This window comes from Mesomycoplasma moatsii, assembly GCF_045276915.1.
GTDB lineage: Bacteria > Bacillota_I > Bacilli_A > Mycoplasmatales > Metamycoplasmataceae > UBA710.
The window spans coordinates 271,827-284,852 of sequence record NZ_CP174166.1; the positions used below are offsets into that span (position 1 = coordinate 271,827).

General features: G+C 25.6%; 8 protein-coding genes. 6 read left to right on the top strand and 2 right to left on the bottom strand.

What is annotated here, in order from left to right; translation table 4 throughout:
* Window positions 1-25: 25 nt before the first annotated feature.
* Window positions 26-2,608 carry a C1 family peptidase gene (locus tag ACJA28_RS01310; protein ID WP_022935299.1) on the bottom strand — a complete coding sequence of 861 codons (2,583 nt, stop codon included), beginning with the start codon at window positions 2,606-2,608 and terminating at the stop codon, window positions 26-28.
* Between the two features lie 31 nt (window positions 2,609-2,639).
* Complete coding sequence (locus ACJA28_RS01315; protein ID WP_406602221.1) at window positions 2,640-3,065, bottom strand: hypothetical protein; 426 nt, start codon at window positions 3,063-3,065, stop codon at window positions 2,640-2,642.
* A 232-nt stretch (window positions 3,066-3,297) separates the two neighbouring features.
* Here ACJA28_RS01315 and ACJA28_RS01320 point away from each other — a divergent pair, with 232 nt between their 5' ends.
* The 6 genes from ACJA28_RS01320 (at window position 3,298) to ACJA28_RS01345 (ending at window position 13,020) form a co-directional block, all read left to right on the top strand.
* Window positions 3,298-4,245, top strand: coding sequence for a hypothetical protein (locus ACJA28_RS01320; RefSeq protein ID WP_022935301.1), 948 nt, complete (start codon window positions 3,298-3,300; stop codon window positions 4,243-4,245).
* A gap of 24 nt (window positions 4,246-4,269) precedes the next feature.
* The gene (locus ACJA28_RS01325) at window positions 4,270-7,329 is read left to right on the top strand and encodes an OppA family ABC transporter substrate-binding lipoprotein (RefSeq protein WP_022935302.1); all 3,060 of its coding nucleotides are present in this window, start codon (window positions 4,270-4,272) and stop codon (window positions 7,327-7,329) included.
* 68 nt (window positions 7,330-7,397) lie between these two features.
* Complete coding sequence (locus tag ACJA28_RS01330; RefSeq protein WP_051122428.1) at window positions 7,398-8,390, top strand: ABC transporter permease; 993 nt, start codon at window positions 7,398-7,400, stop codon at window positions 8,388-8,390.
* Window positions 8,383-9,597: an ABC transporter permease gene (locus tag ACJA28_RS01335; protein ID WP_022935304.1), complete on the top strand. Its 1,215-nt coding sequence runs from the start codon at window positions 8,383-8,385 to the stop codon at window positions 9,595-9,597. The genes ACJA28_RS01330 and ACJA28_RS01335 overlap by 8 nt, the downstream gene beginning before the upstream one ends.
* On the top strand, window positions 9,597-10,685 hold the full coding sequence (locus tag ACJA28_RS01340; RefSeq protein ID WP_022935305.1) for an ABC transporter ATP-binding protein: 1,089 nt from the start codon (window positions 9,597-9,599) through the stop codon (window positions 10,683-10,685). The genes ACJA28_RS01335 and ACJA28_RS01340 overlap by 1 nt, the downstream gene beginning before the upstream one ends.
* Window positions 10,678-13,020 (top strand): ATP-binding cassette domain-containing protein, encoded by a 2,343-nt coding sequence (locus ACJA28_RS01345; protein ID WP_022935306.1) that lies wholly within the window; start codon window positions 10,678-10,680, stop codon window positions 13,018-13,020. The genes ACJA28_RS01340 and ACJA28_RS01345 overlap by 8 nt, the downstream gene beginning before the upstream one ends.
* The last annotated feature ends 6 nt before the right edge of the window (window positions 13,021-13,026 follow it).

The following is a 13,026-nucleotide window of genomic DNA, read 5'->3' on the forward strand; positions in this document are numbered from 1 at the left end:
TAGATATTTTTGTATTCAAACCACATTAGTTTCTAAGTTTTCTAACTAAAACTATTGTTACCAAACTTATGATAACTAAAAATAATATAGGGATAGTTGTTGAAATTATTATGACCGTTGTTTTTGAAGTAGATTTTTTAATAGGAATAAGGATATTAATTTCCAATAAATCACTATAAGCTGATTCATAATTTTTTGTTTCTGCAACATAAGCTTTAACATAATATTTACCATTTACATTGGGTCTATTTGATAATTCAATTAGACCTTCTTTATCTTTATAATATTTGTAAATAATATTTTCTTGACCAAATAATGATGTGGCTACTGGATTGTCATTTAATATTGAAAACGAAGTAATTCTATTTTTTGCTTTAACAATTGTAAAATTAATATTTTTTTCATTATCAAAATAATTTATTCCATTTATTAGTATATTTGCTTGACCGACTTCAATATTATTCTTGTATAAAACATCATAATCTACACCCAATATCAATAATTTATTGTTAAATTTTAACTCGATATTAGGCTTAATTTCATTTCCAGTATAATAAAAAGGTGAATTTCAAACAAATTCATTAGTTGCATCATTTATATTATTAGTTATAGTCTCTTTATTAACTTTAACAACGAATTTTGTTTTTTTATAAAGATTAGCATCAGATTTTACATATTTAATTTTATTGTTTTCATTCCAACCATCCTTTAGTTCTCCATCATTTTCAAATTGTCAACCTTCTGGTAAATCAATGTCATGATATCTATTGATTTTTTGATTAAAACTATTTTTTATATTGATATAAACAATTTCCGTTTTATCATCAAAAGAACCAAGGCCGTTTAAATTTAAGTTTGGTCTCTCTCCTTTATGAATCACTGAATAAATTCTTTTAATTCCATTATAATTGTTCAAACCTTTAATTGTAGTTATTAATGTTCCTGCTTGATCTTGATTGTCTTCATTGATTTCAATAATTTGTTTTCATTCAACTACATAGTCTTGATTTTCTTTTAAAACACTACCCTCATAATTAACAATTGGAGAAGGATTTAGGGTATTCCCATCATAATAAAAATCTTTTTCACTGAAACTAATATTAGAATAAAGTAAATCATTATTTTTGACACCTTCTTTGTTTTTTGATGCAGTTAGAGCTTTTATAGAAGCAACATTATATTGAGCTCTATCAATATCTGCTATTGAGCAATTTAGTCATTGACCATTATTTTCATAAAAAGTTAAATCATTTGTAGAATTAGGTTCGCTTGAGAATAATATTTTAGCGCTATGACTATCATTTATTGGTTCAAGAATAATACTAAAATAAGTCCCTGGTTGTAACTCGATTTCTTTATTAAATTCCAATGTGTATTGACCGCCTCAATTCAATGAATTTGGGTATATTTCGCTAAATTGTTCTAAGACTTTTGTTCCACTTTCAGGATTATTTAATTGTGAATATCTATTAATTGGATTAGCTTCTACATTTGTATATACTGTCGCTTTAACTTTTGCATTTTTTCCGATCAAACCAAATGAAATTCCTTTTAATTTTTCAACAATATTGTATGTTCCTTTTTTAACCGGAAAAATTACTGCTACTTTTTTATTTCCAATTTCTTCTGATTCACCAATTCTTGCCATACCATCATAATAATAAATATTGTCATATTTATTTTTATTTACATAATCAAAAGCTACAATATCAAATATTTTTGAATCATATGATAAATAAAAATATCCTCCATCAAAAAAATTTGATCCTCAACTATTTTTAACAATTCATGCACCATTACGACTAGGTTTTGTTGGACCAAATTTATTTTTATCATAATCATCATCTCAACCAACAATTGTTGCAGCATGATCGAAAAATTGACTTGTCGCATAATATGAAGTGTATTGACTTGATTTATATGCAAATGCTACGGCTCCATTTCTAGCAATAGTTTGTTTAATTTCTTGAACATCATTTTGTATGTTATATATACTTTGCAATCAAGCCGCTTTTTCTCCTGTTAAACTGTTAAGATTTCCGATAATGTCAGCATTTTGTTGCATCATTATTTGTGATTGATGAAAAAGCGAAAGAGCTCCATTCCCTAATTGTCTCCTAAAAACATCTTGTTCTGTTAATTTTAAAACATCAGTATCTATTGTTCTTATATTAACAGTTGAATCAATTTTTTTGGGTGACAAACTAAAATTCTGATTATTATATTTTGTATCTAAAACATTTGATTTATATAACATGTTAACTTCGCTAGCGGCTGCAAAAGCATAAGCTCAACATATTCCTTGTGATCCTTGATTTTTAACGGGAGTAACAACATTATAATCACGCATATCTAGTTTTCTCAAAGATACAATCTCATCTATTGAAAGATTTCTCAAATCATTCAAAGTATTAGGAGCTAAAACTTTAATTACTTTTTTGTTTTCTGATGTTTTAATATTTTCAACTAAATTTGAATTGTTACTTAAATTTGTATTTGTTTTATTTGATGGTATAAAAAATAAAAAGGTAGATACTAACAAAAACAAAAAGAACATTATACTTGTAAAAATTTTTATTGATTTGTAGTTTTTTATATTTTTTTTCATGTACTATTCTTATATTTAGATATCGTCACTATTACTTATATGATCACAGTCAAAATCTTCTACCAGAACCATCATAAAATCATTTTTTATCAATGTCTTGTAGCACAAACGTAAACTCAATTGCATTTTCTTTGTAATCTCCACTATCTGGAAGAATTTCTAATTTTCCTCGATTCACAATGATTATGTCCATACGTATATTTAATTTTTCATACTCATTTTTATATCTTCAAACAATATCACTCGGTTTTACTTCATTTATTTTTAAATTAAAATTAGTTTTAAAATCTTTGTAACTAATGTTTTTAACAAGATTATCAAAAGACTCGCGTGTACCATCATAATCAATAAAATTATTATAATTTTCTTCTTTTATCGAACAAGAAGTTACAGGGAAAATAATCATAGAAACAAGAGAGGTGCTACAAAACAAATATATTTTTTTAAACTTTTTCAAATCAGTACCTCTCTCGTAAATTGTACCAATAATTTTAAGTTTGTAATGAACTACGAGTAATTATGTATCATTTTTTATTGTTTCTTGTAATTAGGAATTAGATTATGAAGTTTACAAAATTATAGCTTTGCGGTTCTAATTTTGTTAATAAAATAACAAAACTCTCTTATAATTTAATTTTTATTTGTTTTAAATTAATTTAATGTAACAAGATGAGAGGTGAATATTCCTAATGAACAAATGAGATTCAAAAAGAATTGCTTTTATCTCAATATTAATTGCAATGTCAATTTCTTTTGTTATCATCGGAACAAGAATTGCTGCCATAAGTTCAATACCAGCATTTAAATTATCGTTAGCTGGATTACCAATCAAAATAATTGGTTTTATTTTTGGACCAATCATAGGTTTTGTTATTGGATTCACAACAGATATTATTTCTTTTGTTTTTATTCCAACTTTCTATTATCCGCTATATTCAGTTGCTTTAGGAATTTCTGGAATGCTTCCTGGAGTTTTTGCTCTTGTATATAATTATTTCTATAAGATACTTTCAAAATCAAACACTCTTAGAAAACTAAATAATGAAAAAGTTTTTTCATTGTATAAAATCAAATTAGCAATTTCAAAAAATAATTATAAGCAAGAAGAAAAAGAAAAAGAAAAATATGAAAAATTACTAAAAAAAATTGATAAAATTGCACTATGAGAAAATGAGAAAAAATTATTAAATTTCGGATTAATAAGCAGTTCAATTTTTTTATTGGCAATACTTGCATCATTAATAATAACAATTACTTTTATACCGCAAGATGTGATTGATAATTCTTTTGAAGGAATTTTTAAATTAATATCTCACAAATCAATTTTCATTGTAGTAATAAGTTTAGGTGTTGGTTTATGTATTTGTTTGGTTGTTTTTACAAGATTTAAAATGAAACCAGAAAATTATTTAACTTTTGTACCTATCGTAGTTTTTATAATTTGTACTGAGTTTATAAATATTCCAATCATTGCTTATGCTGATTATAAATCATTAAAAATTTCTTTTGTTGCTTCTGCAGTATCGTCGCTTGCAACATCATTTATTAAAATTTGATTCAATACCGTAATCATATCATTTGCTATTAGAATTGTAATGCCATTGATTACTAAAAAAACATTTAATGGATACGAATAAAAAATAAAAAGGAGAAAAAGAAAAATGAAACCTATGCTCAAAAAATCATTAATAATAGGATCATCGGTTATAATTCCAATCGGTTTAATTGGTTTAGGTGTTGGTGTGTATTTTGCTACTCCAATTGTTCAAAGAATTTCATCAAAAGGAATTTTTTCTATGAGAGTAAATGAAAATTTAAACAATGAAGGTTATAAATTTGATTATTCTGCTAGTTATGGATCGCCAACTTCAACTAAACGTTTATCTTTATTAGTTAATAATGAAATACTTCATTTAAAAACATCTGGACAATTCAAATATAAACAAGCAATAAAAAATGAGAATGGAGAAATTGTTTCTCCTGCAGAAGTTGAACAACCTTCATATGAGTCACTTAAGTTTGCAAATGCTAATGGAATTGTTTTAACTTTTATATCAACTAATCTAAATGAGCAAGACATAACTCCAACATTTTTTTCTAAAGAACAAAAATTTAGAGATGGTACTAAAAAATATTTCCAATTAGTTTTCGATAGAGATGATGATGAAATAACACCAAAACCAACAACAAAAGATCAAGTTGTAGTTACAAAAACTTCTAAAAACACAAAATCTATTAATAATCCAGACGTATTTGGAAAAATTATCGCTGATGGTTATTTAGATAAAGAAATAAACTTGAATGAATTAGATGAAAACAATCCTAACATTAATACTTCAAGCAAAAATTACATTTTAGCAGGTTTAGGTATAACTTTTAATGATAATGCAAAATGAGTTGATAGTGATGGTAATGAAACAAAATACAATATATCACCTAGAGATATGTTGTATTCAGCAAAAAGAACTTGATTATATGATAAAACTTACCGTAGAAGCCATGGAGGGTCTAAAGAATTAGATCAATATTTTATTGAAAAAACTCAAACAATTAAAATTTTTGGTGAAACTCAGAAATATCCAAATGAATATCTATTTGATTTTTTTGGTGTTAATACAGAAAAACTTTATGACGAAAAATGAGCAATTCAAAAAGTGAATGTAGGTACAGAAAATGAAAAAGATGCTTATACTTTTTCGTTTAATATTTTTGAAAGAAACGGAAGTATAAATAAAAATTTTTCTTTTTCAGCAACAGATATTATCAAAAAATATTTATCAAATTCTCTTCATTTTTCATTAGCTCCAAGTCAATATATAGATGAATTAGCTAAAATTGATTCTATTAATAAAACACCTAAGGGAGAAATTAAGGGCGAGGCAAGACAATTTGGTATCTACACTTATGCCCAAACAAGAGAGTCTACTTTATTCGCTTCTACTTACATTCCTGTAAGCGCTTCAGCTGGAAGAGAAATTTATGAATACAATAAACATTATGCAAATTCAGAGTGAGTAAAATCAGTTGAAAAAAGTGATGAAAATGGATATAAAACAATTAATAAAGTTATTATTGAATATGCGGGGTCAATTGATAGTTCAACGTTCATTAATCAATCCTTTTCTTCATTTTTAAATGGAACATTATCTCAAGTAGATTATGCATTACTTACTGATGCGCAAAAAGAAAAATTATATGGAAATGGAAAAACACAAGGAGAATTAACTGATAATTCAATAAAAAATGGTTTACAAGTTACAAAAAAGGTAAATATTTCTTCTATGACATCAATAATGGTTTGACAAGCAAATCCAATTGATCAATTAGGTACAAATTCATATCTTTTTAACAATAATTACGCTAAATTAGTTTATGGTGCTTCATTAGATGAAATAAATAAAGGAAAAGCAACAACATCAAATAGTTTTTATGCAGGATTAGGTTTTGATTTTAGACTATTAATTCAAGCTTCTATTAATTGATATCAATATATTCAATGAGCTTATAGTGGAACAAGAGATGTGTGATTAAGTGGCGCTGCACAAAATGCAATGTTTTCTTCTTTTGAAGATTCTTTAACTCCTGTTGATTTTAATGAAAAAGGAATGAATGATTTAATTTATTTTGATGTTGATGGTAATAAACGAATCGTAACTTTAAAAGAAATGAAAGAATTATCAAATTCTTCAAAAGAAGAAATCGAACAAAAATATGGACCTGAAGCTGCAGCAAACTTACAGTTAACAAAAATGAAATCTCCTCATTATCAACAAATTCAAAACGCTGTTAAAAAAATTTTGGATGATTTTTATGTTCAAAACGGAATAAACAAATCTGAAAAAATAGTATGACAAATAGCGTATCCGTTTGCAGATCAAGATGATACTAAGGTTGCAGCTACTCAATATCTTGTTGAAAATATAATTAATGGTTTAGATGATAGAATTAAAGCAAATTTCTTCAAACCGACAACAAGAGAAGAAATGTTATCTGCAATTAACCAACGTAAAGGTGGATTTAATGCAAATTTATGATCTTATGATTATGAAGGGATTGGTTCATATATTTCAGGTTATACATCTGATGGTGGTGGAATTAATATTGTTAACGCTTTTGGAATTTTTTCTAAAGATCCCACAAAAGATTCAGAATTACTATTTCAAGATAAAGTAATTGACGGTATTACAGTAAAAAGACCAACTAAAGACACAGTTACAAAGCTACAACAATTATTTCCTAAATTTACTGAATTAGCTAAATTTGTTAGAGAAAAAATGAATGAAGAACTGAATAAAGAGCTAAATTTAAAAAAAGCTGATGATAGCTTACAAGTAGAAAATTGAGATTTGATTAACAATAATCAAAATAATAACATTGTTAGATTCTTTACTCAAAAATGAAGCGATAAAGACAATGCTTGAATTCCGGATAATACTAAAAATCCAAATCAAATAAATCCTGTTTCTACATTGTCAGCAATATTTAAAGCATTTGAAGCTGAAGCTTCTTGACAAAAAAATAATGTTGATAAAAATTCTGCGGGGCAAGGTTGAGTAGATTTAATTCAAGAACTAAATTCAATTAAAGGTGTGTCAATTGATACTGAATCATCTGTAGAACGTTTAGAAAATGTTAACTACATTCTATATTTAAGAGAATATGTTGTTCCACTTTCAAAGTATGGACTACAAGTATATTCAGACATTACATATAAAAAATAAAAGGATTAAAAATGTTGAGGTACATACTAAAAAGATTAATATTAGCGATAATAAGTTTGTTTATATTGATGACAATAGTATATTTGTTAACTGCTTCATTTGCTGACATACCTTATACAGGAGGGGATACAAGTCCTGAAACAATTGAAGCTTGAAAAAATGCTAACGGATTTAACGATCCAATAATTGTTAGATATGGTAATTATTTAAAAGATTTTTTTACTGGAAATTTTGGAAAGGTTTATTCAAATAACAACGGTTTTACTTATATTCCAAATTTATTTTTTAAACCATTAGTTTGAACTTTACTAATTACTTTTCCAGCGTTTATTATTTCAGCAATTTTTGGAACATTTTTAGGAATTGTGGCTGGTTATAATAGAGGGACTTGGATTGATACATCAATTAATATTTTTGTTGTTATTTTTATCGGTTTACCTTCGTTTGTTATTGCTCCTATCATTTTATTGATAGCTAATGCTTCTAATGGATTAATAATTAGTGAATTTCAATATCCTGATATTCAGGGTTGAGCAACAACAATAAAATCAATAATCTTGCCAATTATTACAGTTACATTAGGATCGCTAGCTGGTTATACTATTTTGGTAAGAAATCAAATAGTTTCCATCTTAACTTCAAATCATATTCTAATAGCAAAATCAAAAGGATTAAACCAATGAGATATTTTTTGAAAACATATTATTAGAAATATTTTAATTCCTTTAATTTCTTATTTAGTTCCTTCATTTATTATTCTTCTATCTGGAAACATAATTATTGAGCAATTCTTTAATGTTCCAGGAACATCAAATGTTATTATGCAAGCATTCCCAAACGGAGAAATAAATGTTGTTATGTTTTCAATTTTTTTCTTTTCAGCATTATCAATGGTTGGTCAAATTATTTTAGATATTTCATATATTTTTATCGATCCTAAAATTAAATATTTTGAAGATACAAAAACATCAATTATTAAAAATATTAACAATAAAATTAAACGTAACAGAGCTATCAAAAATAACACATTAATAATTCAAAAAGGAGGTGAAAATGTCTAATTTTGATTTTCAAAATGAAACTAATAATCAATCATTAAATGATGGTGTTAAAAAAAATAATAATTTAACTGGAACATTCAATGTTGAGTTAAATGATACATTGTTTAAATTTGTAGATGCTAATGATGTTGGTAAAGCTGCAACAACATTAGCCGGTAAACCAAGATTATTAATTATCGATATTATTAAAAGATTTTGTAAAAATTATATTTCATTCTTTTCTTTAATTTTGATTTTATCTATTTCAATTGCATGTTTAATAATTCCATCTGTTAGTCCTTTTGGAGCAACAACACCATTAACTAATATTGATGTTAATTGAATAAAAGAATTACCTCCTTCTTATAGTCCAATTGTTACTGAATCGTTAAATTCGAATAATTATGAATTTTTAATGAAAATTGCTCATGAAAATCCTGATTTAAAAATTATTAATTCTACTATTCAAATCAACAATGAATTTTTAGTAACTTACAATAAATATTTATTTTTAGAAGCTTATTCTCAACAAAATATTAATTCTTTACTAGGTACAAACACTCAAGGAATTGATATATGAACAAGAACTTGAACAGCAGCTAGAGATAGTATAACTTTATCATTTTTAGTCGCTACAACTGATGCAATTATTGGTATCACAATTGGATCTGTTTTAGGATTTTATGCTGGTAAATGAATTGATACATTTCTATCAAGAATTGTAGATGTTATCATCAACATTCCAACATTAGTTTGATTTTTAATGTTAATGACAATTGTTGGTAAAGCAAATATTAATCAATTCAACTTATATCTAATTTTAATTTCAATTGGTTGAGTATATATGGTTAATAACACAAGATTGTGAATGATCACAGTCAAAGACCAAGAATTTATTCTTTCAGCTAAAGCCGTTGGTTGTTCAACTCAAAGACAAATTTTTGTTCATGCTTTACCAATGGTGATCGGTAAATTAGCTACCACATACGTAAGAAGAATAGTTATTGTTATTATGTCAATTTCTTCTTTAGTGTTCTTAGGTTTTTTAGATTCAAAGTCAGATCCTAATTTAGGAACATTATTAAAAGAAGCTATACCATTACTAGATATTAACTTTTGAGGTCTACTATTACCTGCACTTATTTTATTGTTCTTTTCATTATCAGCACAATTTGTTGCTAATGGATTACACGATGCACTTGATCCAAAAGTTGGAAGGGGTAAATAATGAATCAAGAAAAAAACGATTTACTCTTAGATATTAAAAATCTTCAAGTTAGTTTCAAAATTGGTAAGAAAAAAGTTATCAAAATTGTTCGTGGTGTTGATTTAAAAATTAAACGAAAACAAATTATTGGGTTAGTAGGTGAATCAGGTTCTGGAAAATCTGTTACTTCTAAGTCTCTTTTAAGTATTAACGAATTTGATATTACAGAAGCTGAAAAAATGATGCTTTATTCCAAAAAATCAATTGACAATGATGAAATTGAAACAGTCGATTTATTAAAATTAAAAAGAAATGAATGAATAAAAATTAGAGGTAAAAAAATTGGATATATTCCTCAGGATCCTTTGACTTCATTAAATCCTACAAGAACTATTAAAAAACAATTATTAGATGTATTAAAAAATGATCCTAGATTTTCATCAAAAGCAGAAAAAATTTCATATTTAATTGATTTGCTTGAAAAATTTGGTATTAGAAATGCAAAAGAAAAAATTAATCACTATCCACATACTTTTAGTGGAGGAATGAAGCAAAGAGTTGTAATTGCTATGGTAGTTGCTGCTAGACCTGATTTGATTATTGCTGATGAACCAACAACAGCTTTAGATCCAACGGTTCAAGCTTCTGTTTTGGCTCTTTTTGAAGAAATAAGAACAAACTATAATATTTCAATTATTTTTATTTCTCACAACATTTCAGTTATCGCAAAATTTTGTGACTACATCTATGTAATGTATGCTGGTAAAGTTGTTGAAAGAGGAACAAAAATTGATATTTTCACAAATCCATTGCACCCTTATACATGAGCTTTAATTACTTCAATACCAGAAGATAAAAATGAAAAACTTTATTCAATTCCTGGAACACCTCCAGATATGGCTAACCTAGGTGTTGGTGATCCATTTGCTACAAGAAATCAATATGCAATGGAAATTGATTTTAAAAAAGAACCTAGTTTAATTAAGGTAAGCGAAACTCATTCAGCAGCAACATGATTATTAGATCCTAGAGCACCAAAAGTAGAATTATCAGAACAATTAAAGAAAAGAATTCAATTTTTTAGAAAGGTATTTAACATAAATGACTAAAGAACAAAACTTGTTAAAAGTAAGAAATGTTAAAAAATATTTTAATACTCCAAGTGGTGTAGTTAAAGCTATTGACGACGTTTCTTTTGATGTTAAACAAGGTGAGATTGTTGGTCTAATTGGTGAATCAGGTTCAGGAAAAACAACAGTTGGACGTTGTTTAATTAGATTATATGAAGAATATTCAGGTTTCGTAGGATTAGATGGACAAGCAATTAGTGGTTCTAAGTTAAACAAGAAGAAAAAAATGTTTTTAAATCAAAACATGCAAATGATTTTTCAAGATCCACACGCATCATTAAATGGTCAACAAAATATTTATACAATATTAAGAGAACCTTTAATAGTAAATAAAATAATGAAACAAGAATATGATGACTTTTTTAAAGATTGAGAAGATGTTAAAAGTAATTTTAGTTTTACTTTTGCAGAAGAACTAAGAAAAATTGAATTAGATACTATTACTTATCACACTTTACAAGCACAACAATTATTGAATGAATGATTAGATATTTTCAGAAGAATCAAATTTTCGTATAAAGATATTGACAATGATTTCAATCAGTATTTTGCTTATAAATTATCAAGTCAAGAACGTGAAGGAAATGTTATTTCAAGAATATTTAAAAATAATTCAAAAATTTTAGATTTATATTTTAAATGTCAATCTGAATTCAGAGATAATTCAATTTTGCTGATTGAACAAGAACTAAAACAAAAAAAAGAAATATATAAAAAAACATTGGCAGATTCTAAAATTACCGATTTCCAATTTAGAAAAAACAAATTACTAATGCAAAAAAGAGCTAAATTAGAAAAATTTAGTGATTTAAAATCAAATACATCTTTTGTGCACGCAAGTATAATTGATTCATACATCAAAGAATTTAAAAATAGTTATAAATCGCATTTAGAACAAGCAAAATTGAGAACAAATTATGAAGATTATAATAATCAAATAACAATAAGTTTATTATCGAAAAAGATGTATTCTATTTTAAAAAACAATAAAAAAGAAATTCTTTTTTTGTCTTCTGAAGGGATTGATGAATTAATTAATGATTTTAAGCAATATCGTGATAGTTTTTTGAATGCTATTAATGAATTGTTTAGGGCAACATCTCCTAAAAATTATGAAAAAGAATTAAGAGATTATATTGAAGTTACATTCAAATTTAATTTTGAATCATATTGTACAAAATCTAAAAAAGTTGAAAATCTTTTAGTAAATAAAATTAGTGAATTAAAAAAACAAATTGACGTTTTAGAATGAACATTCCCAATTAATAAAAATATTAAACCGTCAAAAAGTATTAAAGATGTAAATAAAGCAAAAAAAGAATATTTAGATCTTAAAAGAAAATATGAAGAAGAAAACGAAAAATACAAAATAGAATTTAATAAAAGAATGGATAAATATCGTGCAGAAATGATTAAACAACACGAAAAATTAAATTCAATTAGAAAAGAAATAGAAAAACTAGATGAACAATTCACTCAAAAGCACCAAATGTTCTTAGAAGGTTTAGAAAAACATTTAAAAACTAAAGGAGAAAGTGTAAAACAAATAAAAAATCATCTAAATATTTATGATAATAAAGTTAAAACAAAATTAGAAACATTAAAAGCATTTAATTTTGAAATTTTTAATCTTAAAAAAGATCTTCATAAATTAAAACATTTATTAGGAATTGAAAATTCATTAAATAGTAAAAGATATATTAAAAAAATTTTAATGAAAGAAAAAATATATCGTGCTTTAGAAGAAGTGGGATTATTAAGACAATTTGCTTGAAGATATCCACACGAATTTTCTGGTGGTCAAAGACAAAGAATTGTTATAGCTAGAGCTCTTATTTCAAATCCTAAATTAATTATTGCTGATGAGCCAATAGCCTCATTAGACGTTTCGATTCAAGCTCAAATTGTAAATATTCTGAAGGAATTATGTGAGAAAAAAAATGTTTCATTAATATTTGTTGCTCATGATTTATCAATGGTTGAATATATTGCAGATAAAATTTTAATAATGCATTTAGGTAAAATTGTTGAATTTGGTAAAACTGAAGAAATATATTCAAATCCTGTTCACCCTTACACTATCAATTTATTTAAATCTATACCAAAAATTTCTAATGCAAATGATAAATTTGAATCATCGAATTTTGAATTGCATTATTTAGAAGAACAAGCAAATCCAGAAGTTCATGTTGATTTTTTTGCTTTAAATAAAGAACACTTTATTTATTCTACAATTAATCAATTTAAAGAATGGACAAACTTAGATCCACAAGTTTGTGAATATACAAAAAATCCTAATATACTTAAAAAATAATTTGAA